The sequence below is a fragment of the Burkholderia sp. HMSC10F09 genome (assembly GCF_001806955.1).
Lineage (GTDB): Bacteria > Pseudomonadota > Gammaproteobacteria > Burkholderiales > Burkholderiaceae > Burkholderia > Burkholderia multivorans.
The window spans coordinates 1-734 of sequence record NZ_KV786560.1 but is presented as its reverse complement, the minus strand read 5'-3'; the positions used below and the strand labels follow the sequence as shown (position 1 = coordinate 734).

Sequence of the window (734 nt, the reverse complement as noted above, 5' to 3'; positions counted from 1 at the left end):
GGCAAGACCGCAGTCGTCACGGGCGCCGCGAGCGGCATCGGCAAGGAAATCGCGCTGGAGCTGGCGAAGGCGGGTGCGGCCGTCGCGATCGCCGATCTGAACCTGGACGGCGCGACGGCCGTCGCCGACGAGATCAACAAGGCCGGCGGCAAGGCGATCGGCGTCGCGATGGACGTGACCAACGAGGAAGCGGTCAACACCGGCATCGACAAGGTCGCGGAGACGTTCGGCTCGGTCGACATTCTCGTGTCGAATGCCGGCATCCAGATCGTGAACCCGATCGAAAACTATTCGTTCGCCGACTGGAAGAAGATGCAGGCGATCCACGTAGACGGCGCGTTCCTGACGACCAAGGCCGCGCTCAAGCACATGTACAAGGACGATCGCGGCGGCGTCGTGATCTACATGGGCTCGGTGCACTCGCACGAGGCGTCGCCGCTGAAGTCGGCGTACGTGACGGCCAAGCACGGGCTGCTCGGTCTCGCACGCGTGCTCGCGAAGGAAGGTGCGAAGCACAACGTGCGCTCGCATGTCGTGTGTCCGGGCTTCGTGCGTACGCCGCTCGTCGACAAGCAGATTCCCGAGCAGGCCAAGGAGCTCGGCATCAGCGAAGAGGAAGTCGTGAAGAAGGTGATGCTCGGCAATACGGTCGACGGCGTGTTCACGACCGTGCAGGACGTCGCGCAGACGGTGCTGTTCCTGTCGGCGTTCCCGAGCGCGGCGCTGACCGGTCA

Annotated in this window: 1 protein-coding gene; it reads left to right on the top strand. The window is 65.0% G+C overall.

The window, feature by feature from the left end; all coding sequences use genetic code 11:
* Positions 1 to 734 (top strand): 3-hydroxybutyrate dehydrogenase (locus tag HMPREF3115_RS04815; protein WP_053299219.1); only part of this gene is annotated, 734 nt, incomplete at both ends.